Source organism: Burkholderia sp. Bp9142 (assembly GCF_003853415.1).
In the GTDB taxonomy this organism is placed as follows: domain Bacteria; phylum Pseudomonadota; class Gammaproteobacteria; order Burkholderiales; family Burkholderiaceae; genus Burkholderia.
This window is the reverse complement of the sequence record NZ_QTPP01000049.1, coordinates 34,786-59,572: the sequence shown is the minus strand read 5'-3', so window position 1 is coordinate 59,572 and position 24,787 is coordinate 34,786. Positions and strand designations below refer to the sequence as shown.

Annotated in this window: 18 protein-coding genes and 2 pseudogenes; 6 read left to right on the top strand and 14 right to left on the bottom strand. The window is 57.4% G+C overall.

Annotated features, from left to right (window positions below; all coding sequences use genetic code 11):
* Positions 1–254: 254 nt before the first annotated feature.
* The 4 genes and pseudogenes from DIE22_RS33830 to DIE22_RS33815 all read right to left on the bottom strand — a co-directional run bounded on the left by DIE22_RS33830 (position 255) and on the right by DIE22_RS33815 (position 7,002).
* Positions 255–2,678: a DDE-type integrase/transposase/recombinase gene (locus DIE22_RS33830; protein ID WP_124607128.1), complete on the bottom strand. Its 2,424-nt coding sequence runs from the start codon at positions 2,676–2,678 to the stop codon at positions 255–257.
* Positions 2,679–2,695: 17 nt separating this feature from the next.
* Positions 2,696–3,538, bottom strand: a complete 843-nt coding sequence (locus DIE22_RS33825; protein ID WP_124607127.1) for a TnsA endonuclease C-terminal domain-containing protein — start codon at positions 3,536–3,538, stop codon at positions 2,696–2,698.
* An 873-nt stretch (positions 3,539–4,411) separates the two neighbouring features.
* Positions 4,412–4,738: pseudogene (locus DIE22_RS39110) on the bottom strand (integrase); the annotation flags it as partial.
* Positions 4,739–5,307: 569 nt separating this feature from the next.
* A complete protein-coding gene (locus tag DIE22_RS33815) occupies positions 5,308–7,002 on the bottom strand; it encodes a phage integrase family protein (protein WP_185640753.1) in 1,695 nt (564 codons plus the stop codon).
* 208 nt (positions 7,003–7,210) lie between these two features.
* Between DIE22_RS33815 and DIE22_RS33810 the strand changes: the two genes are divergently transcribed.
* The 5 genes and pseudogenes from DIE22_RS33810 to DIE22_RS33800 all read left to right on the top strand — a co-directional run bounded on the left by DIE22_RS33810 (position 7,211) and on the right by DIE22_RS33800 (position 11,309).
* On the top strand, positions 7,211–7,726 hold the full coding sequence (locus DIE22_RS33810) for a hypothetical protein (protein WP_124607125.1): 516 nt from the start codon (positions 7,211–7,213) through the stop codon (positions 7,724–7,726).
* Positions 7,727–7,807: 81 nt separating this feature from the next.
* Positions 7,808–7,967: pseudogene (locus DIE22_RS39105) on the top strand (site-specific integrase); the annotation flags it as partial.
* 490 nt (positions 7,968–8,457) lie between these two features.
* Entirely contained in the window at positions 8,458–9,438 is a 981-nt protein-coding gene (locus tag DIE22_RS39100) for a P-loop ATPase, Sll1717 family (RefSeq protein ID WP_260426836.1), read from the top strand.
* Positions 9,439–9,443: 5 nt separating this feature from the next.
* Positions 9,444–10,091, top strand: a complete 648-nt coding sequence (locus DIE22_RS39095; RefSeq protein ID WP_409410208.1) for a P-loop ATPase, Sll1717 family — start codon at positions 9,444–9,446, stop codon at positions 10,089–10,091.
* A gap of 27 nt (positions 10,092–10,118) precedes the next feature.
* Positions 10,119–11,309 carry a hypothetical protein gene (locus tag DIE22_RS33800; protein WP_221623914.1) on the top strand — a complete coding sequence of 397 codons (1,191 nt, stop codon included), beginning with the start codon at positions 10,119–10,121 and terminating at the stop codon, positions 11,307–11,309.
* A 490-nt stretch (positions 11,310–11,799) separates the two neighbouring features.
* On the opposite strand, the gene DIE22_RS33795 is transcribed toward DIE22_RS33800, so the two are convergent.
* From DIE22_RS33795 to DIE22_RS33765, 7 genes are all read right to left on the bottom strand, one after another.
* Complete coding sequence (locus DIE22_RS33795; RefSeq protein WP_260426834.1) at positions 11,800–12,156, bottom strand: helix-turn-helix domain-containing protein; 357 nt, start codon at positions 12,154–12,156, stop codon at positions 11,800–11,802.
* A 140-nt stretch (positions 12,157–12,296) separates the two neighbouring features.
* Positions 12,297–13,214: a hypothetical protein gene (locus DIE22_RS33790; protein WP_124607124.1), complete on the bottom strand. Its 918-nt coding sequence runs from the start codon at positions 13,212–13,214 to the stop codon at positions 12,297–12,299.
* A gap of 209 nt (positions 13,215–13,423) precedes the next feature.
* Positions 13,424–15,043 (bottom strand): McrC family protein, encoded by a 1,620-nt coding sequence (locus DIE22_RS33785; RefSeq protein WP_124607123.1) that lies wholly within the window; start codon positions 15,041–15,043, stop codon positions 13,424–13,426.
* 8 nt (positions 15,044–15,051) lie between these two features.
* A complete protein-coding gene (locus DIE22_RS33780; protein ID WP_124607122.1) occupies positions 15,052–17,145 on the bottom strand; it encodes an McrB family protein in 2,094 nt (697 codons plus the stop codon).
* Positions 17,146–17,321: 176 nt separating this feature from the next.
* Positions 17,322–18,080 carry a hypothetical protein gene (locus DIE22_RS33775; protein ID WP_124607121.1) on the bottom strand — a complete coding sequence of 253 codons (759 nt, stop codon included), beginning with the start codon at positions 18,078–18,080 and terminating at the stop codon, positions 17,322–17,324.
* A gap of 108 nt (positions 18,081–18,188) precedes the next feature.
* Positions 18,189–18,671, bottom strand: a complete 483-nt coding sequence (locus tag DIE22_RS33770) for a Mov34/MPN/PAD-1 family protein (protein WP_124607120.1) — start codon at positions 18,669–18,671, stop codon at positions 18,189–18,191.
* Positions 18,668–20,419: a ThiF family adenylyltransferase gene (locus tag DIE22_RS33765; protein ID WP_124607119.1), complete on the bottom strand. Its 1,752-nt coding sequence runs from the start codon at positions 20,417–20,419 to the stop codon at positions 18,668–18,670. The genes DIE22_RS33770 and DIE22_RS33765 overlap by 4 nt, the downstream gene beginning before the upstream one ends.
* Positions 20,420–20,793: 374 nt before the next feature.
* Between DIE22_RS33765 and DIE22_RS33760 the strand changes: the two genes are divergently transcribed.
* Positions 20,794–21,642, top strand: a complete 849-nt coding sequence (locus DIE22_RS33760; protein ID WP_124607118.1) for a WYL domain-containing protein — start codon at positions 20,794–20,796, stop codon at positions 21,640–21,642.
* 397 nt (positions 21,643–22,039) lie between these two features.
* Here DIE22_RS33760 and DIE22_RS33750 read toward each other — a convergent pair whose 3' ends face one another.
* The 3 genes from DIE22_RS33750 to DIE22_RS39085 form a co-directional block, all read right to left on the bottom strand.
* Positions 22,040–23,023 carry a hypothetical protein gene (locus tag DIE22_RS33750; RefSeq protein ID WP_124607116.1) on the bottom strand — a complete coding sequence of 328 codons (984 nt, stop codon included), beginning with the start codon at positions 23,021–23,023 and terminating at the stop codon, positions 22,040–22,042.
* Positions 23,024–23,297: 274 nt separating this feature from the next.
* A complete protein-coding gene (locus DIE22_RS33745) occupies positions 23,298–23,777 on the bottom strand; it encodes a hypothetical protein (protein ID WP_124607115.1) in 480 nt (159 codons plus the stop codon).
* Positions 23,778–23,795: 18 nt separating this feature from the next.
* On the bottom strand, positions 23,796–24,674 hold the full coding sequence (locus tag DIE22_RS39085) for a hypothetical protein (RefSeq protein ID WP_260426833.1): 879 nt from the start codon (positions 24,672–24,674) through the stop codon (positions 23,796–23,798).
* Between the last annotated feature and the right edge of the window lie 113 nt (positions 24,675–24,787).

Here is a 24,787-nt window from a genome sequence, read left to right as displayed (position 1 = left end):
GTCATCGGCCCCTTGACCAACTGGTCCAGCAATTCCTTGGGCAGTTCAGGCAGCGGCCCGCGGGCCGCTGCCTGACGAGCTACAGTTTGCCTTTTCTTCTTCATCGGCATATCCATGATTTTTACACCTCATGATATGCCTCGCCCACGAAATCACGGATAGGTCCTGCATGGCATCTCTGGGGCATATACGGCGGCTTTGTTGCGCCTAACACCCCCCTCCTCAGTCACCGCTGCCGTGCTCATTTCCCACTCCTACTCGTCAAGTGCATCCAGCAACGCGCGGGCACGTTTCTCACGAAGTTCCTTGACTCTCGGTCGAGCCTTTTCGGATGCATACGAACCGCCATCAACTGGTTGCGCATTGCTTGCATCTCCCTCGCAGTCGTAGATCTCTTCTCGCGTAGTCCTTGATGCCGACATGCCCAGACCACCGCGCTTCGTAACTTTCACCAAAGCTTTGCCATCTTCCTTCGATTGCATGAGCTTTGATGCAGTTGTACTCCCGTGGCGATCTATCGAGCGTTCCACCTGACGCGTCTCTTCCATATGAGTGATATCCGGGCGACGCATCCCAGAGGCCTTCAGTGCCGCCTTCGTCGCCGTGACTGCATCACGACCAATCTTTGCGATGTTGTAAGCCGTCATTGCTCTGTCGGCCTCTCCTGCCTCGTGCTCCATAGCCCAAGCTGTCGAGCGAAGGTCTTTGTCGATCGCCAACTCCCGATACGTAAGGCCCGAGAATCTCTCTCGCTCTGCCTCTGTCAGCAGACATGAAATTGGCGCACCAAACCCTAGAAGTTCGATGCTACTGGCGTCAGCAGAGTCGTAACGAATCTCCACAGTGAAATCGCTCCCACCCGTGGCGCGATGCATTGCTTGCCGTTCAACAATCGACAAGTCCGAACATGAGTAGTGAAGCCCTTGATGACGAATACCTTTGCCGTCGATTGAGACGCTCTCGGATTTCATTATCTTCGCGCGGAAGTCGGCAACATCTACGTGCCTTCCACAGCCATTCGTTTCCAGACCATGCTTCCATAGATTCAAAGGACTAGGTGCCTGCCCTGCCTCTACCATTTCAGGCGGAGTTTGATATCCGCGAATTGGACACCGGTTGTAACTCAGTACAGCACGGAGAACGGCCCGACGAAACTCGTGTACGTTGAGTGCGGCCTGATAGGCCGGATGCTCAACACCACGATCTAGAGAGTCTTTTTCAACAACTCCTGGCAGCAACGAACTCCAGATCGCTGGAATAATGCCGAACCGTCGCTCCATCACACTACGCAAGTCAGGTCGGTACGCCGGAGCATTCGCAAGCTCGACCCCAAAGTGTCTAATCAGCGGACGTGCTTTATGAACACTACTCACTTCCCCTTGGTCTGCGTACAACACCTCACATAGTCGATGAGCAGGCCATTGATTCTCAGTGATGTCGATACCTAGCGATCGGCAGAACTCCACCTTCGGTGAAATGGCATTGGCGAGCGCCATCATTGCACCATCCCAACTGGGTGGATCGAAGGTCACATAAAACCCAACCACTAACGCGGAGTAATCGTCAACAACCATGTAAAGAACCGGCCTTCCAATAACAGTTTTTCTTAGAATATTTCCGACAAGATACAGGTCAGCGATCGTCGCATCGATATGAAACTTCTCGCCAGGCCCTCGGGAATTTCTTAACTTACCGGTCAGCGGTCGCTCGTGAAGCGTGTATCTTTTCTTCCCGACCTGACGAACTCTACGAACTTCGTACGGGTAATTCTGGTGGATGTAATACTGTAGCTGTCGGCGCGTAAGCACGATCCTTCGACTCAGCGTCAGATCAATCATCTCCCGTCGCTCGTTATAAACGACCCGGTCGCAAAGAAACGTGGCGCGCATCCAGTCCAGAGCCGTTTCCATCGTTTTCTGAGCTCTCTTCCCCTTCGCATATTCAAACGAAAAGTAATAATCGGCAGTCAGTTGAAGCAAACGCTGAACCTCATCGTTTCTGGCTGAAGCACTAAGCAACCGTTTGGTTGCCGTACGTCCCGGACGACGTTTCCAGTTGCGCGGCTTGCCCCGCCCTCCGCATAGGTCGTAGTCGTCTGCAGCTGCAGCTGGCGTCATTCCACGCTGAAAAAAACGCCTGACAACTCGGTACAGCGTGTCCTGCGAGGCATGCACGACCTCTGCGCAGCGTGAGATGCGCTTAGCGCGCGTTTCGCGATGAAGCAGCTCTTCGAAAGCATCACCATGGATAGAATACGGCGCCGGTGAGCCGTCGTCACGGAGTGGTTGATCAAACGTGAGCAACGCCTTAATCAATTTCCAGCCCTTCGAACGAGTCGGATCTTTGGCTATTTTGCGATACTTGCCGGACCGCCTCGTGTGCACAAAACAGGTCTCGCGTCTACGCTCAGAGACGATGACAGGCAGTCCCGGCAGCTTCTCTAACGCATGCTCGGGCTCCACACTTGGAGACAACCTGAGAAGCACCTCGTCGGTTCTTAGTTTGAAAGGCTGAGCATGGTGGTGTGCAGCGGACGCCTTTTGATACTCAGTGTCGATGAGATGGGTCCATCGCTGCCGAGCGCCCGTCTTCAGCACAATAAATATACGCTCGCCATTGCGCTCTTTGAGCACATCGCCGACTGCGATCTCTGTCGGAAACGTTGCGCTTGGTGACATGATCACCCCCTACTCGTTCAGAGACGACTTCGGTCGGATGCAACCCCTGCCGCAGATGCCCAAATAGCTTCCAGTCGAATTCTGAGTGGGTCTACGGTATCCAGGTCGAAACGAATTAGCTTCCTTGCCGCTAGCTGCCGGAACGCCCTTACTCCCGACCCGGCAGGGATACCAAGCGAGCGGTCAACTTCACGACACGCCTCTAAAACGGACATCGGTGGGCGACGTCGAACAAGCTGATACAGGGCTCGTTGCGCGGTCAATTCTGCTTCGCTAAGGACGCGCCCCAGCATGTCGTTGGCCGCACGGAAGATCCACGCCAAGTTCTTCGACCTGTCTGCGTGCATGCCATAGGCCGCCACCGCCTTGTATCTCGCCCCGTCGTTCTCCCATGTCCTTCGTTCAATTTCCTGAGAGCGTGTCAACGGACGGATTCCCCGCGACCAAACTCCCTTTACCGAAAGCACCTCACGGTGGTACGAGTTTCCACTTTGGACGAGAAGCACTAGATCGGTACTCAGAACGGCAGGCTCGCCCGTCCGTCGATATGTTGGATGGTCGATGTTGAGCTCAGCAGCAGCCCGCTGCGTCTCGTCCCGATTGAGGGCGTACTGCTCAAGTATTGCAACGACATCAGGCCGCCACCATGCCTCAAGGAATACAGCATGCTCCGCCTCGGACATCAAATGGAGCTCGCCGGCAGCGGCCTTCTCACAAAATAGACGTGTCTTAATGCCCGAGCCAGGCATGTCTCTTGTGTGTATCCAGCGTCGGTACTCACCGGACGCCTTCGCCCGATCCTGTTCCGCGAGCTTTCGAGCAAGCGTACCTTTTCGCATCGCCAGCGTTCTGGAACTCATGATGACCCTCCTAGGTTCATCTGAACCAATCCGATCCTTACAAGCTCTTGGCGATACCATGCCAGTTCACGGCGGATCTGTTGGCCCCTCCGCGGAATGGAGTCTAGGTTTCACTGCAAGCATTTCAAGATCGACAAATGTTGCGCGCGCTTCCATGGCAACGTGGCATGATGCATATATCAGATCAATGCCCCCATCAAAACGGCCAGACAAGCAGGTCTAGAGTCGCTCCACTGCGTTCTGATGAAGGTCGCAGTCTTCGTTAACTAACGCGGTCCGTCGATAGCACGGACAAATTTAGATCAACAACGGGGGGCGTCAAAATTCGTAGTTGTTGTCTTCGCCAAGTGGCATACCGCCATTGACCTTGGGCGCGCCTTTCCACGCCAAACGGTGCTTTCCGGGAAGTTAACTGGAGTCACTGTTGACGACATGTGAATTTCACACGATCTTATCGGTACTCGACATTGCACCTGAAACGCCACGCCGACGACTCACTTCGCCCCGGATAGTTTCTCTCCTCACGCTTTCTGACGACATTTTGCGCTTACCAAGAAAATCAATTTATTGGGGAAATAGTTACGGGAAATATAGTAATATTATTTCTTGAATAATATACTGCATAGATCGAAACATCATCCTGTGATGCGGCGCGAAAATAATTCCGCAGTGCGGAATAGATTATTAATTTTCCTAATATCCTTTTAACAAACAACTGAAAAGCCGCGTTACCCCCAAAGTCCATAGCGGAGACTCGGGCGCACACGCGCGCCAGCTCATCTCCAACCAACAGCCAGACGCTGCTACTTAAATTGGCAAGGAGGAACTCGCGACCAAACACCCTGGCCCCCACCGTCGAGATGCACGGAGAGGCTATAGCTTGAAGTTGTCCGCACTAAACGCCCGACCGAACTGTCGAGCTCGCTGCACTTCGTCGCTATGCAAATAGGTCAGCGTCGTCGAGATTGAGGCGTGACGCAGGTTGTCGCGAACCCTGATCCACTCACCGCCTCGTGCACGTAAGTGCGACGCATGTCGCATCCGATGGAGGCTCGCGCGACGCAGCTTTTCAGTCGTCGCACGCTCCTCATCCTGGATAGCCTTCGCCACCAGCCAGAAAAACCTATGCAGCACAGGCTAAAGCCGAGTGCTGTCGATGCCGGCTCCACGCTCAGCGCGCCTGCCGACATGCGGCGTCGCCAAATGAAGGAAATAATATCGCAACTGACGGCACAAATACGTTGAGACGCCCTATCGGCGCCCCAAACTCGGCGCGTCAAAATACCCGTGCGAAACAAGATTTAGACGCGTTGCCTCTTCATCGACCGCACAGAAGAACCCACCACGCACCTTTTCCCATCCATATATTTGCATGTACTTCCACGTCACCAAGTTTTCACGGAGTGACGCTGTCTCCGGGCATGTCGTTCGTGTATCGATTGTCTCGACAAGTGCGACGGGTGCATGAACCTTCGTCCATGCTGCTCCGTGCCGCCCTCCATGCTGCCCTATCCGAAACGTTGGGATTTTTTTTGTGAGACCAACATAAAAATTCCCCCCCTCTAGCCGAAGTACATAAACATAGTGCGTCGCGTGATCCCGATCATCGATGTCCTGCCGGCCCGGCGAACAGTCGCCCTTCGCGGCCAAATCACTATTCCCCATGGTTTCCGCCAGAATCTTTGAGTTGTCGAACATATACTGTGGCTTGCTATAGGCGCAATCATCCCGAACATCATCAAATGAATACCCAAAGCACCATAAGCGGCCTATCGCTTGAAGTCCCCTGCACTGAACGCCTGATCGAACTGCCGGGCCCGCTTCACTTCGTCGCTATGAAGATAGGTCGACGTCGTTGAGATTGAGGCATGACGCAAGTTATCACGGACCATGATGAGCTCGGCGCCCCGCGCCAGCGCGTGCGACGCATGCGTATGCCGCATCCAATGAGGACTCGCACGACGCAACTTTTCAGCCGTCGCAGGTCGTTCGCCCTGGATAGCCTTCGCCACCAGCACGAAAAACCTGCGCAGCACTCGCCAGAGCCTCGTGCTTTCGATACCAGCACCGCCCTCTTCGAGACTCGTAACGAGCGGTGTCGCTGGGTTCCAGCGCGCAGGCGTGACCGGCAGTCCGCGCTGTACGAGATATTGTTCTAGTGCTGTCCGAGCGAGCGAGGGAAGCGCCACCTTGCCCAGCTTGCCGCCCTTGCCGAATACGTGCAGCCAGTGATCGCCGTGCTCGTCCCTGCGGACGTCACCGAGCGTTGCACCAACCAGCTCGCTCGCGCGCAGGCCCGTCGCATAGCCAAAATCCAACATGAACCGCAAGCGTTGCGCGGCCGGTACGCTCCAGCCGTACGACCATTCGAGACCGTCAGCAAGCGTCCGGATCAACAGCCATTCGCCCTCGGAGAACCCGCGAGACACGTCCAACCCGGCACGCTGTGCCTCGCTCTTGACTTTCACGCCAGCAAACGGATTCGCCAGCACGTAGCGTTGCTCGACTAACCAGCGAAACAGTGCCGACAGGACGTTCAGGGCGTACGCCGCCGAGCGGGCTGACAGCGGGCCTGTGAACGGCCGCCATTCGATGCTATGCCGCGGTCGCGACAGCCCGATCCAACGTTCGACAGGGGTTGGGCGGCGCAGGAAGCCCCGGTAAGCGATTGCGTCGTCGGTGTTGAGCGACGACAACGCGCGGTCTCGCTCGACGATTGCCCACAGAATCAGGCGTTCTGCCTCCTTCCGATAGGCGCGCTTCGTGGCGCCCGATTCGTGCAGCCTCAGCCAGGACTGGATCGCCTCGTAGTCGTTCGATGCGTTCAGCAGACAAGCGTCTTGGGGCGCACGAAACCGCCCTTGAGAACCATCAACGTCCTGCGGGACACGCAGTTGCTCCCACGGCACGACGTCGCCGGCCGGCGCCGCCACAATCAGTGCGCGCGCTCGTTCCGTCAGCGCCGGATGGGCGGCGAAGAACTGCTCAATGCGACGTGCACTGGCCACGCCAAGCCCGACAATGGCCACCCACCAGCGGCGTCGGCGCGGAATTCGCACGGTCAGGTCGGCCAGTGTCCGGATGCCGTGTGCGCGTAGTGCCGCGACAACGCGTGGCGGAAACCATGCGTCCAGCGGGTCGCTAATCAACGGCATTGGTACGGGGAGACTGCGTAACGTTTCTATCGCACGCACCACCGCGTCGGCCAACGCTTTCGACGGACTGTCGACGAAGACCGCCGCCAGATCCTCGCGGTGACGCCGCATAGCGAACTCGACCAGCCTCCGGCGGATGCGGCCCAGGATACTGCGCGACGATGTGCCAGTTGCCCTTCGGTCACCCAGATAGCGTACGACAGCAGCCCGCGCACCCAGGCCGGCATACCAGCCACGTAATGCGGCCAACTCCGCTTCGTCTGGGAAGTCGGAGTCGTCGTCGACAGGAAGGGGCTCACGCGTTTTCATGATCACCAGTTTAGAGCAGAAACGATGCTGGACCGATAATGTTATTTATCTGCCCATATGCGCCTAAATTCCAACAAATTCCTTTCAATCGTTGTGGTCAGGCGTCCGATGCGGTGGCTGGCTTTTCTAGCTTCCCTTCACTTTCGGCCCCGTCGCCCTTTCACTACGCTATACCCTGGTCTAACCGCACGGACGACATTTGACGACCATGATTGATTTCACGGAAGAACAGATAGCTGCCAGAGAGCTCCGAAACACCGCATACCACGAAGCGGGCCACAAGATGCTCTACGAGCGCTTCGGCGGCGCTGGCGACGCAGTCGTGTGGAAAAACGACAGTGGCAATCCAGACGAGAGCGCGTGGCTGGGCCAGTTCCGTCCCCGCACCTGCCCCGAGGTGATGCGCACGATTGCTTTGAACCACGGGTTTGCCGCTCCCGAGCTACCTGCAAACTGGAAGATGCTCGTCGGCATGGCCGGCCTGTTGGCCGAAGAAATCCTGAGCGGCGAGACGGATGATGCCGGCGCTATGGCGGATTCCCTGGTCCTCAAAATTTCGTTTGGAGATGCATCGGCCTCCGACCTCGCGCTCATGGGCGTCACGGACATCGAGAGCTGCGGATTGAGCTATGAGGTGGTCGACGAAGCCGTGCGGATGCTGCGCGAGGGATGGCCGGTCGTGCAGGAAGAAGCCGAGTATTTGATAAAGTCCGCCGCAAGCTGACCCGGCGCGCTACGGAATGGTGAGAGACATTACCCGCCTGCGGCATGTGATGCGGCGTTTTTTCGACCGACTACCCACGTGATCGGCCCGGACCATCCCGTGTTCACCGAAAAGTTGCGACGCGTGAACTCGCATCGGACCCGCCACACCCACGAAACACGCGCTCTCGCCCCACGAAGCCGAACTGACGACGGTGCACGATAACCTGCGTCATGCATCGATCGCGACCACCACTATTTAACTGCGAGCGCCGGACTGCTCAGATAAATCAGGCGTTCGGTATTCAATAGCTACTTGGTCCGCATCGACTCGTTGCCTCAGTTCGACCCATTGCAGCCCGTCGATGAGCTTCTCCGAATGTCTCGGCCTCACCAAAAACGGTCCTTACCGTCTCGACTACGCCCCGCGGGGGCCTTGACAACTCTTGTTTAAGAATTAGCTCTATTCCGTCGAACGGTGGCGCCAGCGAATATCGGATGGATCCGCACCGAGTGGAAAAGCTTTGCGGATGGAAGCCAAGCTTGGCATACTCAGCGAAACGAACTGAGGTGCCCTCGCGCGCGACGCAGCACCTTCCCGCCGTCACCGAAGCCGACTCCTTTTCGTTTTTCAGATCATGGTGGTTTGTTCGTTACACACTTTCCGATATTCTGTACGCTGAAAGCCTTCGTTTGCAGAGTCACGCCATGCGCCAAGCGAAGTGATAAAACGACACAAAAACTCGAACTGAAATGATAGAGACCAATCACGGCTTTCACTTTCGGCTTCGCCGCGGCGCATCAATCGGCGAGCTTGACGCCGAGTCAGACGGCGATTTTTTATCGTCCTGTTTCGTGGATACGGGAGACTTCGAGACGCTGAAAGACTGCCGATCTCCACACCGCATAATTGTCGGGCGGACGGGATCAGGGAAGACTGCACTGATCAATCATTTGATTGAAAATATAACGAACGTCATCGTAGTATCTCCGGAAAACCTTTCCCTTAATTATCTTTCAAATTCCGATATTCTTGTTACCCTGGAAAAAGCTGGGGTTAAGCTGGATATTTTCTACGGATTGCTTTGGAAGCATGTATTTGCCGTTGAGCTACTAAAGCGACGTTGCCACCTCACTAACGAAGAGAAGACACGCAGCTGGATCGCGGGGTTTATTCCTACACTGAAGCGAAGAGATCAAGCCAAGGAGCGCGCTTTTAACTACTTGTCTACATGGGGTGATACTTTTTGGCAAGAGACCGAATATCGGGTGAAGGAAGTTACCGAAAAGCTTGAGGGGGAAATCACGTCGAAGCTTGGGGCGGAAATCGGCGCATTGAAGGCGGATGTAAGCGGTAGCCTCAAAAGGATGGATGAGCGTAAGACGGAGGTTGTTAACAAGGCGCAGACCGTTATAAATTCGATTCAAATTAAAGCGCTTGCCGACGTGATCGCATTAATGAATGAAGAAATATTTACGGACCCTCAGCAAAAATATTACCTTGTTATTGATCGCCTTGATGAAAACTGGGTTGATGACGATCTCCGGTATAGGCTAATTCGTGCTTTGATTGAATGTGTGAAGACCTTTCGAAGTATTGTGAATGTAAAAATAATTGTGGCTTTGCGTCAAGATCTTGTTCAAACAGTGTTTTCAAGGACCCGCGATGCGGGGTTCCAAGAGGAAAAGTACGCTGCGCTTTTTTGCAACTCCGATGGGAAAAAGCCCTTTTGATAAAGATGCTCAATGAGCGCATTATACGGCTGGTGCGGGAGCAATATACTTTATCACCAATTGAGTTAGTAGATTTGTTTCCAAAAACGGTTGGAAAAGAGGCGTTCGTTGATTATCTACTAGAGCGAACTCACTACCGCCCGAGAGACGCGATCTCATTCATAAACGAATGCTTAAAGCGCTCAGAGGGTAAGGGGCAGGTTACAGTTCAGACAGTTCGAAATGCGGAAATAGAATATTCGACGGCACGGATGAATGCACTAAGTTTCGAATGGACTTCTCATTTCCCAGATTTCTTGGAATATTTGCCACTGATAGAGCAAATGCCATCTAAATTTAGATTATCTCAAATCCACAAAGATCGTATCAATGAGTTTGCTATTGCCAAGTGTTTCGACGGTGAGCATGCCGTCGACCCGGTAATTCGTGCCGGATTTGCGTTTATAAATAATGATAACATTCATGCGTTCCGTGTTGAGCTTATAAAAGCGCTTTACTCAATAGGCGTGGTGGGTCTAAAGCTGGCGTCTTTTAATAGTCAAATTTGGGCGTATATGGATATCAACGCGCCTGGTGACGGGCAAATCCGGGCCAACTCGGAAGTATTTATTCATCCCATGGCATGGGCGAGACTTGGCGTGAAGCCGAACTAGATAGAAGATGAGTGGGGCGTCACAGCGGTGAAACTTAAGCCCGCTCAAGCGGAAATCACCATCGGGCGTAGGTCAGTCCGCCGAATCGTCGGTCGTCGCTTTGCAAAATGGCAACTCGTCGCTCGTCAACAGACGTTCGCCAATCCGAGCGCCTCAACGGGATCAATGAAGCCTCCATTCAAAAAGACAGTAATTGGTGCCGCTACGGAATTGCCTGAAACTGGTGTATTTGACTCGGTGAAGTTCCCCGCTATGGTCGCCCCTATCGAACAGAAAATAAAAAAAGTCGGGCCGTTTAAGCTTTCGAAGGTGACGGACGAATATCCGTATTTCTCAGACCTCTTGAACCGAATCGTTCAACAATCGATTCGAGAGCTCCCAGACTTCTCCGACGATAGCAAGATCGCGGTAATGTCAGACTTCGGCGGCGAACACTCGAGCGCGAAGTTTCACACCTACTCGTTCCTTTTTCTTGCATACAATAAGGTTGGGCCATTCGAAGAGAAGATAAGGGAACTGCGGAAGAAGTATGGTCTGCTCGAACATTACAGCGAGTTTGCGTACAAAAATCTTTCATCAGGTGCAAAGGCACGTGCGCTTCCCGAGTATCTGCAGTTGGTCGATAGTTTCATTCACGGTGCGATCATTACAATCGCAATCGACAAGCGGATTGAGACCGTATTCGGTGCACAAAAGAAGCAGGCTCAATCGGTCATGGTGGCGCAACTGAAAGAGGAAGGCCTTGGTGAATGGCATGGCCCGGGAGCCGAAAAGGTTCTACGCATAGTCAACATCATCGCAGCATTTGCGTCGTTGCTGACACAAGAGAACCAGAGATTGCTCTGGTACAGCGACAGGGACCTGATCAACGAAGACGGTAAAAAGTGGAATTTCACGCACACCCAGAAAATCTTGGTCCGCGTGCTTGGCATGTACCTGTCGCACCGACTCGACGTCGTCGGATTTGCGAAGTCCTTCAAGGAGAAAGGCCATCTGGACGATCTGTTGAGCGTGCCTGATCTGGCTGCAGGTGTGGTACAGGATTTACTGCTTCAGAATGAGACCGGGGAAGATATTCCAGGCGGCGATGAAAAAGCGATGATCATGCAATGGATTGCGACGCCTGCGAGATATCTCTCGAAACTCACCATTCAAATAGTGCGGACGGCTGACGGTGGAATTGGCTTCGGACGCGTTGATATGGCCGTCAAGCGATAGCCCTGGCAGCAGCCGAAACGTGCGATCGTTCGGGTGAAAGGCGCACTTCCCCGTGGAGCGGAGATCGGGCCTCCAAAGCGCCGTGCCCGCCTAACACCGAATCCGCACCGGAAAGCAGTCACTGACGACCGACCGTTCATGGCCGATCTCGGCCGCTTCCACAGACCCGGTAGCGGCCGTCGACGGGGCAGCTTACGAGGCGTGGCCGGTGACGAACTTGTTTCTCCCTGTCCAAACCGTTGCCCAGCAAGACTCTGCCATCTTCGACAAGCGACACAATCTCGAGTTGACACATTTATTGTCCCAAGGGTGTCAGATTTAAGACGGACAACACGAGCAGACTACCGCTGGAAGGAAACAAAAGCAAAACCGCCAGTAAGCGGCGGTCTTCAAAACGATCGGCCGACGTCAACCATGCCGGCGTCGCAGAGAAATAGAAATTACTTCCTACTCTCACCATTGCGTCGGAGAGACAAAACCGTCGAACCTTTCAGAACATGCTCAATGGAAGAGTCAACTGCATCCAGCCCACGCCGTTCTTGCGCGCGGTGGATTGCAGCGCCGCAGAGAGCAGCACGTATTTACCGACGACATGAATGGCCCCGCATTCCGTAGCACGCGCCACCGGCACTGTCGTGATGAGATAGCCACGCTTGCGCAGCTCGGACACTCGAGCCCGCGGATCGATGATGTCAAGAAAACGCGTGGCCTCTACCGTCGTGACGCCACCGAAGACAGACAGCGCGCGCAGCAGGCGTTCACGCTGTCGACGCGCGCTATTGCCGGGATGTTGCATCAGGATCGCAGTCAATGCCGCTGCCATCTTTGCCGCTTTCGTTCGTGCCATGCTTTTCCTTCTGGTTGTACGCATGGACGCCATGATGGGCCAACATCCCGGAAACCCAGCTACGCGAATCTGGCAGTTAGATGGATGGAAAGCCGCCGGAGGAAATAGAGGGCGAAAACGCGCCCATTTCCTCCGCACCGTCAGTCCATTGGCGGTGGCTCAAAGCCAAACTCGTCGGCCAAGTCCGTGAGCGTCCCGACCATCACGGTCGCGGCTGTGCGATTGGTTAACGTTCCGAGCATACGCAGAGCGTCGGCCAGTTTGTCGTAGTCCGGTCGATTGTCGACGACACCTGCCCCGCTCGAAACCGGGTTCACGCTGACCCGGCTAATCAGACGATGCGCGACGCTTTCACTGTCGATGCTGGCCGCACGATCAGCTTCCACCCGCGCGGCGATTGCCTCCCTCGCCTCTGACGAGAGAATCTGGCGGATCGTGCGGTCGCTGGTCTCCTCCCAACCGAGCACCGTGGCGACCATCAGGAACTTCGTCGGAAATCCCGCGCTCAGCGCATACAGCGAGTGCGCCAAGCGCAGAACGAAGGCACGCCGGTCACCCTGGGGTAACCGGCCTGCAGTTCTTGGAGCCATTTGCGAAGGCTCTTCCCGGAGCCGGCGAAGGGGCTCGCGAAATGCCGGACTGCTGCCTTCAGCGATCAGCCAGGAGCCGGCAGAATCAAGTTTCGCCTCAAGGGCGGACGCCGTGGCCTGGAGCGCGCGCACTTGAGCACCGGTCGGCGCAATCTGCGCCTCGCGCGTATCCGAGCACGCCAGATATGCCTTCGCAACCTCCTCCGCCACCTTTACACTGAACATCGTTGTGCGCGTAATCGGCCTGGCATCGAAGAAAGTGCGGCTGTCGCGGTCTTGGCGGAGGTAGCGGCACCATTCGTCGGCCGCTCTCTTTCGAGGATGTAGAGCGAGGAACGCACGCGCTCGCTCAAGGGCATCGGAGAGGGACTGATTTTCAGTGTCAAGGACGGTCACAGCGCTTCCCGGTTCTTGTTGCGGGTCAAACGGATCTGAAACGGGAGGATTGTAACGCGGAAGGATGTTCATCCCATTTCGACGCATATTCGCGCGGCGCTTGAGAATCGGTATTCGCGTCGGCTCCCATGGGCCGACAGTGAGGCAAGGAACACGTTACCGAGCGATGTTGCCCAGGAATCTCAACTGCCCTGAGCTGCACCCCGGCGTCTCCCTGGCCATACTCCGCGTAGATTCGGCAGAGCGGACGCCAGCCGTTCCCCACCGCCGCCCCCATCGAACTAGACGTCGATTGGCACCAAAACCACCTCGATCGAGACGGCGCTGCCCCGAGCGTCGATCCAGAAAGTCGGCGGGCCGGCCGTAGGCAACCGAGCCCCGGAGAGCACGGGGTACGCCAGCCGAGCCCGGTCGCACCCGTAGCGCAACAGGTAGGCCAGCACTTGGCGGGCGTCATTGTCGGAAACGCCCCAGTCGGCACGGGTCGGGTCGAGCCACTTCCACTTCGCGTCGACGATGGCCTCGGGCGAATCTCTGTCGCGATTGGCGTTGCGCGCCCAAAGCGAGATGTCCGGCATTTGCCGGAAGACCCTTGCCGGCCCCGGGCCGGCCGGCTGGCCTGCGGACGCCCCACCCCAGCCGATCGTAGCAAGTTCGCGCGAGCACCCTTTTAGGGCGACAGCGACATCCTCGGGCGCCCTGGCCCGCTCGTAGCGGACAACCCAATGCTCAAAGAGGGCTTGCATATTGAAGAGCAGTGCTGGAGCCGACGCCGCCCCGCCGGCAAGCGTCGGAGAGAGCAGCCCGAGAAGCAGCCGCGCCCAGCGCAGCGCCTCGTCGTAGCGGGCGCTCTCTCGGCCGTGCTTGAGCCGGTCAATGAAGTCCGGCTTAACCCGGAGCGGGGAGACCCCACCAAAGAACGCCCGAACCTCGAGCCAGAGCCGCTCTGTGGTTCGGCTCCGCGCGTGCGGGCGCACGCGCTCGATTGCTGCGAGTAGCGCCTGGTTGTAGGGGTTGTCGACGGAGAGATCGTCATGCGTGCACCGCCAGTAGCCCGGGCGGGTTCGTGCCAGACGCTCCGACTCCACCATGTGGAGCCGCCCGCGGATCACCGGCTGATCGTCAGTGACCTCAATGTAGCGGGTCAACAGGCCACCCTTGGCGACGCGCAGCGCCTCACGCAAGAAGCTTCGGACGAAGAGCTCGAGCAGCGGCGTCCGGTCAACGTCCTGCGGTGCCGAGTCGATTGGGGAGATCGGCAGCTCGCCCCTAGCTTGCAGCAAGCGCAGCAAGGCGCGCCGCGCACGGGTGAGTGCCTGGCGCGCATCCTTGCCGCTCGCGTCGCGCAGGCTCGTCTCATCGGCGCCTTGGCGTTCGATCGCCCCCCAGATCTTTGGCAGAACCTCTAATGTGGCGCCCTCGGAACCGCCGTGTGACTGGCCGCCACCCGCACGGGCGTCCCCACGACCGATGCCAGCACGGGATCCGCGCCCCCTTCTGCCACCACTGCCAGGCAACAAGATCAGACCGCAATGCATAGCCAGGCTCAGCCGCGTCCCCTCGCGCTCGCAGAAACCCTTCTGCGTTTTGTTGAGCTCCTCCAGAGCGCCTGCTTCGGCTTCGGTGATCAACAACGTCCCAGTTTCGTCGCGACCCGAGAGTAGATTAAGCGAGCCCCCTTTCGCCACCCCCTGCGCACCCACAGCACTCTCGGCGGCCACAGCAGGCAAAGCGCTCACCCCGCCCGTGTCACTAGCATGCGCCCCTCGGAAGTCCAGCCCGTCCGCGCTGGGCCTGGGCCGCGAGGCATCCCGGGCTAGGCGGCGCAGGCGCGCCACCATCTCGTCGGGAGCAACGCGCAGCTTCTCGCGCTCGAAGACGGTCAGGTTGAGCATGACCATGGCGGAGCTCAGGCGACGCGCTCGTCGGCCGCGTCGGCCGGATTGCCGGTGTCGGATCCAACACCGCCAGTCTCAGGATCGCTGTCGTTAGCGGCCCGTGCACTGCCGGCCTCTTCCGCTGATGTCCGAGTTTTGCGGGCGCGATAGCGGAGCTCTTCATCATCCTCATATTCCTGGTCGATGCCAGGCTCCAAATCCGGCGTCATTTCTTGCGGTAACTTTGCGACGGCGGCGCCCAATTCCTCACCCCGGAGGTAGATCGCCAGAAAGCCAGCAGCGTCCCAGGTCGACAGATCCGTGTTGGGGCGGATCGACACGCGCAATTCTTGGTCATCGAGATCGGCCGAAGCGTCGAAAAGCGAGCGCGCGTCGAGCATTCGCTCCTCGAAGAAGACACTTTCCTTACTCGAGCCCGTAAGCGCGAGCTTGGCCTTTGAGAGGTCCTCGAAGAAATATTCCTGCAATAGCGGGATCACGCGGCGCGAGAACGCTCGGCGCAGGTCCCAGAGGTTGTCTACACCCATCAAAAGCGCGTGGCCAATTGCGTGGTCGCCATCGAGCAGGAACTCGATGCGATCGTTGATCGCTTGCAGCAGACGGCTCAGATCGATGCCGGCTGGACCTACTTTGGGCAACAGGCTCGAGTTTGCCGGAGTCTCGATGAACTCGAAGCGTCGGCGCAGCGCGCGGTCGATCGCCTGCACCGAGCGGTCGGCCGTATTCATGCTGGCCACGATATCCAGGTTCGCCGGCACGGAGAGGATTTCGCCGCTATATTGGAGCCGCGCTGAGCAACGGGCGGCCGAGAAGTCTAGCGTCGGGTTTGGGTCGCAACGCTTGCTCGGCTCCAGCAGCGTGATGAGTTCGCCGAAGACCTTGGCCACGTTCGCGCGGTTGATTTCGTCGATAAAGAGCGTATGGCGAACCATGGGGTTCTGGTGCGCCATCTCGCAGATTTCACGGAACGGGCCCCTGACCACGGCGGTGGTAATTGCGCCGTCCTTACCCGGTGCCGGGCGGTAACCCTCCACGAAGTCCTCGTAGGAATACGACGGGTGGAACGAGACGAACATAACGCGCTCTCCGGCCTCGTAGCGGCGCGCCCGAATGTCTTCCAGGGCCGTGGTCTTCCCGGAGCCCGGGGGGCCGAAGAAGATTCGATTGCGGGGCCGCCATGGCACCACCGGTTCCGACGCGTCATCCGCCTGCACGCCCGCGGGCTCCATGAAGTCAGTGACGGGCGAGGTGGTCATCGGACTTTGGGGCGCCACCGAGCCGCGGGGTGACCGCAGGAGGTTCGGAAACGTGAAATAGTCGATTACCTGTCCGGGGTGGGTCCTCTCAATGCGATGGCGCGCGTCAAGGAGCGCCTTGTCTCGCGGCACGCGGTGACGCATGGCCGCACGGGCGATGCCGAGATCCGGGTGTCGCGCGAGCGCCGATTTCGTCTTCTCAGAGAAGACGCGCTCGAACTCGTCAGGGAACATCAGGTGGCAAAGGACGTGGTAAAGCTGGCGCGACTTGGTCTCGTCGATCCCCTCCATCCACTCGCCGAAGGCCCAGGGGTCGGCGAGTAGCGCCTGGCGCTGCGCGAGATCCTTCTCAGCGAAGTCCTTGAACAAGCGCACCGCATAGACCAGTTCGTTCCATAGGTAGATGTTGTAGCCCGGCTTGGTTGATCCGAGCCCCCGCAGCGCGCGGTCATCGAGCAGAGGCGAGCTAGTGTCAAGCACAGGCACACCTTTGGATTCGGCCATCGCCCAGATCGTCTGTAAGCCCTCGATCTTGGTGGGCACGGTCATACTGCTCGAGGCGAGCGTCACAATCCAAAAGATCTCAGCGAAGAGTGCCGCGCTCTCCCCCGGACACTCGACATGGCCGATCTGGAACGGCAATTTATTCCAGAAGCCTCCCACGTCGTTGCTCAGGATAAGGTTCTCGACGTAGTGCTCGACCAATGGCTCAAAACGATCCGGCGTCCAGAGCGAGACGCCCCCAGGCAGGAACAGGGACTTGCCCTCCAGCAGCGCGACTCGCTTAAATGTGTTGACGGCCTCGTAAGTGAGAGGCGCCGTGGGATGGTCAGGGATATTCCGGCTCATGATCGTGGCAATTGAGCCGCCCGGCGGGGCGGCGCCTTATTGGCGATCGAGCATCATAGCCCGATGGACCCCGCTGGGGTTGGCGATTTAGTTCCTTCGCCGAGGCTACTGCACCCGGTCCGGTCAAAAACTCCGAAGTTCGTCCCTCAATGGCATTGGCCGGATACGCTGATTGACTACCCCTTCAAAGCTGCAGCCGTAATACCCCCAACGGTAGATGACCACCAATCAAAGCCTTTTCCCGAGAAAGCCAAGAACGAACCTCCCAGAAATACGGCAAAGACCACGACCATCCGCGCCGGCCTGAAATTGAATGTCAGGCCAACCAGCTTGACGGCCATCACGCCCCCAGTACTCTGAGCCATACTTTCCGCGCACTGGAAAACTGCCATCAACGCATTCGAAAGCAAGACACCCACAATCGCGGCCGTTCCAACGATGTTCTCGAGTACTACGCGATGTCCGTATTCCGATAAGCCGTTCCAAAAGTCACGCGCCTGCATATGAGTTGCCATCTGAATAACGTGCTCGTCCAATCGACCATAACCAAAGTTGAGCAAGCTCAAAACGATGATCGTAACAACAGGGTTGATAAACAATTTGACCATATCCCCCCATGTTCCCTCTTCAGTGCGAAGTCGCCAGAGAAATCCGATGACAAGAGGCAGGACGGGCAAACTCGACAGAAGCGCAGCCTTCGTCAGGACGTCATAAATTCCATCGATGTGTCGCACGTACAGCCAGCACATGACGATCGACACCACGGCTGCGAGGACGGCAATCTCTCCACCCGCGCTCCCGCCACCGCCACTACCGCCCGATCCGCCAGACCCTCCACTATTGTTAATCCGCGCGTTATTGGTAACGCTGATCGTGCGGTTACCATTTCCGACAACATTCCCATTTCCCACGATGTCAACATTTACGTTTTTCATACGTTATCCTTATTAATATGTCGATTTAAGTGCTCAAAATTCAGAGTGTCGTCTCACCAACGGCCATGCCGTTAAGGCATCGGCAGCCAGGCATCGAGCCACACCGAATCAGGCCGCGTATGCCCGAATATCGAGCACGTCGTACCGAATGTCGAAACCGGCCATGCAATCGCTGACGTACCGATGCACTCGCCACTCCCAACCTTCGGGCCCGCCGCCGCCGATGAGCATCAATGGGCGTGCAAGCTCTGCTTCCCGATGCCGGGCAATACCTCGCAGTGTTCGCCTGTCGAGCCAACTCATATGTGGCCTTCCATCAGGGTGCGTATGCCAGTCTCCCAGATAAACCGCGCGCCCCGATGATGCTGTGAAAATATCGTCGAGCCGACGGCACTGCCAGTCATGATCGGGATGAAATCGCTGGCGCTTGTGCCGAGCGCCTGGCCCCGGTCCGATAACGTGCTGAACTACCGGTTCATTGTTACTGGCGACATATCCAACTAGGACGCCCCCCGTTTCGAGCGGATACGCGCGACCAGCCTCGTCAATCATCTCGTCGAACGCGGGCGCATCAATCCAAAGCTGGCTCATACCCGCGAGCTGCAGACCAGGCAGTCTTGTCTCGCAGACAAAACATAAGTCGTCCAATCAGGCGCAATTGACATCCCTTCGCTCTGGATATCGGCAACCGCGACGTCCCACGAAAAGTCTGGATATCCGTCATGCGCTCCCGCACATAGAGTCGCGACCGCCAAACGGCTGGCGAGGTTGGCAATCGCATCACTATCGATCCCTGCACCAATGAACGTGGGTTGGGAACACCCGCCGGGCTGGATTTCATCTGTGCCGGCATCTGCCGGCAGTCGGATCGTTTTATCCTTGAGACCGCGAAGAAAACAATGCCAACAGCCGTTCGAACTGCCCGGCCTCACTCGACCGACGATGCCGCCTGCAGCGCCGTGCGTCGTCGTCAGCCAAACATACGGCTTCCCGAGCTCACGAGCGAGATCAGCCAGGAAATGACTTACCCGGTGATTCGCGGCTGCGTCAATGACGATATCTGCCTCGGTCGCCAAGTTCCGGAGGATCGCATATTCAGAAACACGGTTGTCTCCCGGGAGTGAGGGTATTCCGATGCGGAGATTAAAGCCGCGCACGGTCGTGTATGGATATTCATTGCCGATGTGCGACGCCAGGGCGGTCGTCTTCTGGAGACCCGCATACTGCCATCCCAACGCCCACCGCACCGTATTTCCGACCTGCAAGTTGTCGCAATCGACGAGTTCCATCCGGCCGATTCCTGCCCTTGCCAGTTGGAGACAGACGGGCGATCCCAAGCTGCCTAGCCCAACAATCAGGGCGGCCTTGTCGCGCATCGGTGTCAAAAATGGCGCGCGACGCAGCCAAGCGTGCTGGCCTCCCCAATCCGCTCGTACAAAGTCCACGCGAACGTCGGCCGGACGCGATCGCTTTCCTTCGCGCGTCACACATACGGACAAGAATATCCAGTCATCTGCGGAGTGCCGCCAAGACACTTCGTCCGGATAAACCAGACCAACTACGATGACGTCGCCCCGTTTCGCGGACGAAAGCATTTTTCCCAGTTCGGGAAGCTTAGCTTCTATCTGGCGGAACACATCTTGCGTGGCGGTCTCGAAGGAACTGACCTCCGGCCTTCTCTCCAGCCTCAGCCAAAAACCGTTCGAACGGACCGCGAAGGCCGGTATCTTCGCCGCGAAAGTCACGAGCGGCTTGTTGTGCATGTCGCTCATCGACGCAACGACGCCATTGACGAAACACCGATCCGACCATCCGGGCGGCGCAGCACGAAGCAGTAGGTTAAACCGCCCTGCTGACACCTCCGCCGGCGGGGTTTCGTCCGGAACGATGACCGCACATTCCACCGCATACGGCAAGAACGACGACAAAGGCTCGCCAACGTGATCCTCAGCCTTCGCGACGGCCTCAGCAGCTGCGCTACTGTTGTTAACTTCCAGAATCGCTGGCAACTGCTCCTGGATAAGCGTCACCAGCGAATCGTGCCCGGGACGCCACTCCTCTCCCTCTCGCGCCAAAAGACAGAGATTTTGCCCGAGAGGGTGCTGGTGGCGCTGAAACCGACCGGGATTCGTCGTCACCGCTGGCACGAAGTACGGATACATATCCGGGTAGATTGCCGTGAGCGCCAACACCTCATCTCCGTGCGGTACGTCAACATGCACCACCAGTTGCCCCGCGTCCATCGCGGCTGCGTCAATCGACCAACGATATCCCAGTCGCTCCAGCGCCTCCTTCTCCCTGGAGAACGCAGCCGGATAGCGGTCCCACCAGGCTTCCATGATTAACCCACCGGCCGATGACCAGGAGGCTTCGGCGCACCGGATCCCGGGTCCGGCCGCCCCGGCGGGTTCGGCGGTGGTTGGTGGCCATGATCATGATGGCCGTGATGCGCGTGGTCACCATGGTGACCGTGCTTGGAACCGTCTTCATGGCCGCGCTGTTCGTGCGCGCCCTTCTGGTCATGCTCGCTCATAGTCGCTTTTCCTGATAGATCGCCGGCAGCATCTGTCGATGCTGATCGGCCGCCATCTACGGCCGATGGAACCATTCTATCCGCCCACCAGGAAAACACAACTACTTTTTATGACCACATATTTTAAGTGACGACATAAAATCAATCTTAGCCTACAATGCGGTGCGGAGGACTACCTATATGAATCTGCCCCGAGACACCCAGCGCGAGCGGCTGTACTACATCGAATTTCTGGCCCTATTTTCTGGACAAGTGAGCAGGAAGGATCTGACTTTCCGGTTTGGGATCAGCGAACCTGCTGCAACCAAGGACCTATCGCTCTACGCAGAGCTAGCCCCTTCGGTGCTGAGATACGACCTGCGCCGGAAATGCTACGTTTTTGACGGCGGACAGCCATACTTCGAACACAACGTCGAACAGGCTCTGCATGCGTTAGCGGGCGACGGCGCTGTCGATTTCGATCCTTCGAGAACAAAGCGAATCCCAGGTTGGGTAAGCACAAGCATCAAGCGTCAGGTTCCGCTGGAAATCGCTGCGACTCTCACCCGCGCCATCGATCAGCGACAGTTTGTTGTTGCTGAGTACACCTCACTAACGACTGGATCTCACCCCCGAAAACTCTCACCGTTGGCTCTCGTGAATGACGGCCTACGCTGGCACATTCGGTGTTTCGACCACGAAAAGGAAGAGTTTCGGGATTTCGGGCTCACGCGATTCGCGAGTGTCGAGGAACGTGGCGGTTCCGATGTCGACTTGTCAAAAGATCGTGACTGGAACACCGAAATAGTATTGCGTCTTACCCCTCACCCCCTGGCGCTTCACCCAGAAACGACATGCGCCGACTATGGCATGACGGATGGGGCCAAAACGGTCACGCTCCGTGCTTGCCTAGTGGGGTATTTTTTGCGTCATTGGCATGTTGACTACTCCCCAGACGCATCCGGTAACCCGCGCGCGCAACAACTCTATCTCGCGAATCGGAGTGAAGTGCTTGACGCCGGCACTCCGGCATGGGCGCTGCAACCGTAGGAGACTTCCTTTCATCGGTTTCGCGGAATCGCAATTTGGACCGGCCAGAGTTTCATAGACAGTCACGAGCCGTTTAGCGCGTAGCGCCGCTCAACTCTACAGGTGACAGGTCGTCGGCAGAACCATGCCGGCGAATCGGGTTGTAGAACATCTCAATGTAATCGAATACGCCCGTGACAGCAGTAGCCCTGTTCGGGTACCGACGAACCGGCGTGGATCGCGCAGTATGCGGAGCAACTGGCCCTGGATCGGGCGCCGATGCATCCAGACTGATGCCAACGCCCGTCACCGCGCGAACCAGTAGCGGGTATTCCGTTCGCTTGCCACCCTCATTCATAGGCAATACGACGCGGGCCGAGCCATAATCAATGGAAATTTTCGCCAGACAGCTGGAAAATCAGAATTCGTCCGGCATCAAATCAACCGCGCCCGGAATGCGACGCGTCGACAGCAGCAGATTAACCGCAATTGCGAACCGCTCGATTTCTTCGAACAGCGTACCGATATCTGCGTGTGTAACAGTCACCGGCTCACCCGTCTTCGTCCGCCCGCAGCGGTGGACAATGTCGTGGCGCTTGAGCAGTGCGGGCTCAAAGGGTTTCACGCTCGGAAGGCGCACGCCCAAGCCTTGCTGGAAGATTGGCGCCACACTGTCCCACCGATGCCAGACCAGGTTCTGAAGGTAGCCGAGCACGTGCTCTCGCAGCTTGTTATGCCGAGCGAAAATATCACCCAGTTTCATCGGCTCATCGCTAAACACTTTCAGCTTGGTAACGACGCTTTGCAACGCGCTGTCATCATGCTTAAACCAGAACTCCGCGGTTTCCCAGAGGAATGATTCGAGTACTCCGAGCGCATTGCTGAACACGAGCATATCGGCGAGTGACTTCGCGTGAGGACTACCTGTCAGCGTCAATACCTGCCGTGCCTGCTGAATCCGATCTTGCAAACGCGACATCGGTTCATTTGGCGTATCGACATCAAGGTCGAACCGATCGTCGTAGTAATCGTCTGCCGGAACCGCGCGAATCGGCGCCCACTCGTGACCGACTCCGCTATGCAATTCGTCAACTACTTCCTCGATGACGTCGTCGTCAACAACGTTTGCGAATCGGCTAGGAATCTCATCGGCCGGATCGTATGGCCCACCGTGGATATATTGGTAACCACCTTCGCGCCCGTTATAGGGCGTGTCTTCCGCAGGATCGCAAAAACGGGCGAGGAACCACTCGCGGATCGCGGTAAGTTGCTCGTCGCGGTCCGCTGTTTCAAGCCAGGCGTCGCACGGGTCAAACGGTCCGTCAACATCGAAAACATTTCCATATGCTTCGGGCGGCAGATTCGACAGTTCGCTATCGTCCAGGTGGTCATTCCAGCCCATTTTCGCGTTTCCCTAGTCGGGTTGTCGGCAATTCCTGACTCGATCGGAGTGTACGTCGTCGAAGTCACAATTCGGCGAGCGTACCAGTGCAGTCGACGCATACTACCGCATCTCGGTGGTCGAATTCTCGCCCCAATGGGCTACCGAGGCTGGGCGTTGTCGCACTTCCAGAACCTGTCCGCATTTTTGTGGGCGAGGCGGTTGAACAACGCGTTATCCGAGCGCCTGCGCAGTTCGTCCGGGCGCACGATGCAAAGCAGTTGACCCCAAACGATCAATTGCTCGCAGCCTTGATGCGTTCGAGCACGAATTCGCCGTAGGTCTTGAAGTCAATGCCGGGTTGGTTGGCGCACATTATGTTCCATATCCTGGCGTTGTTCGGGCTGAACTTGAAGTCGCCATGGGTGCTCGTGCCGACCGCATATTCACGGTTCATGCCGCCAAAACCATTGCGGGCGAAATACTCGACGCACGACACCAGGACCTTGTCGTTGTCGGGGATGAACACCGAATGAAGTTTGAACGAGTCCGGGTCCCGCAGACTCGTATAAATGTCCCAGATTACCCCATAGGTGATGACCTGCATCTTCTTGCTTTGCTCGTCTCGCTGCCGCTTTTCCTCTTGCTGCCGTACCTCTTCCTGGCTTGGCGCGGCAGCTGCCGGCGATGAGCGTGAGCCCCAGCCTCGAATGAGGCCGCTCAAGGTGGTGAGAATGCAGACGACCAGCACGAGCCCGATGGCTTTGTGTATCATTTTCCCCTCCCACTACCCTCAGAAAGCCGACCGCAAGACGGCTTTATCAAACGCGAGACCTCGCGCCATAAAGGTCTCGTCAGGCACGCCACTCAGCGTCAAAACCTGCCACGTGCCACCCCGCGCATCAGCAAAGACGAACAGCACCCCGGCTGCTTGGCCGGCCGATCGCACAAGGACGGACCACACTGTGTGGCCGTCAAAATTGCTCGACTTCGGAGGATTCGTTGGCCAATATCCGTCCAAGTGCCTCGAGGCATACGCGGCGAAGACCTGCGGGCTCATCCTGGTTCGGTCCCGGCCAACTACCGCGACGTCATTTGTGCCTTCGTAGTTCAGGTAGGTCGTATCCGGACGGGCATCGGTGGGCGGCGTAATCGGATGCCAATGGCTATCGAGAAAGGCCGCCCGTCCCAGACCATTGTCCCAGGCGGTGAACGTCGTGGCTGGCGTTGCAACCGTCGGCGCTGGCACAGGTTCGGCGGGGATGGCCGCGGGCGGGGCGGCCGGGACGCTTTCGGCAACCTGGCTAGGCTGCGTACTGCGCAAAGTGGAGTCGATAAGTTGGTCGCCAAACTCGTTCGCGTCCTGACGACCCATCGCCATGTTTATCGTGACGAACCCGATGAGGGCTACCCGTGAGGCACGGCGCCAGAACTGATGGTCAACATTGGGCGCGCATCGCCAGGCCACCCAGATCCATGTCAGCCAGTCGGCTACCAAGACGCCCCCAATGCAAAACACTAGGGCAAGCGGCGTGCCGAGTGGGTCCCTGAGGATGACGCTCTTGAGCCATGCAATCACAAGGTTATTGACGACAAAGAGAGGTGCCCCGATGAGCCACCATACTTTCCACAGGCGCTCTTCCCCCCTCCACGCTCGCTTGAGCATTTCCATGTCGCCACCCCGTCAGCTTTTTCATTCTTCCCGTGGTATTGATTATGTGGGGTGAGCTTGCAGGTCGTAGCGCCTATGCGTAAATCCTCTCCCCTATCTCCAAGCGTGCCATG